This window comes from Caballeronia mineralivorans PML1(12) (genome assembly GCF_001028175.1).
Classification (GTDB): domain Bacteria; phylum Pseudomonadota; class Gammaproteobacteria; order Burkholderiales; family Burkholderiaceae; genus Caballeronia; species Caballeronia mineralivorans.
This window is the reverse complement of sequence record NZ_AEJF01000335.1, coordinates 1-279: the sequence shown is the minus strand read 5'-3', so window position 1 is coordinate 279 and position 279 is coordinate 1. Positions and strand designations below refer to the sequence as shown.

Genomic DNA, 279 nt, shown 5'->3' with positions numbered 1-279 from the left:
AATTGCAAATAAACCTCCTGGTTAGAATATGGACTGGAATTTAGCCATCTCAACCTGGATGGACTTCACCTGGGTGTAACTCTGGAGCGTCATCACGCCGTTCTCGCGACCAATGCCGGAGTGTTTGTAGCCGCCAACGGGCATCTCTGCCGGGGATTCGCCCCAGGTGTTGATCCAGCAAATACCCGCTTCCAGCTGATGAATGACGCGATGCGCGCGGTTCAGGTCCGCTGTCACGATGCCCGCCGCCAGGCCGTAGTCGGTATCGTTAGCGCGGCG

Annotated in this window: 1 protein-coding gene; it reads right to left on the bottom strand. The window is 57.3% G+C overall.

Annotation, left to right across the window (positions count from 1 at the left end):
- Nucleotides 1–21: 21 nt before the first annotated feature.
- Nucleotides 22–279 (bottom strand): aldehyde dehydrogenase family protein (locus EOS_RS42915; RefSeq protein ID WP_047898331.1); only part of this gene is annotated, 258 nt, incomplete at its 5' end.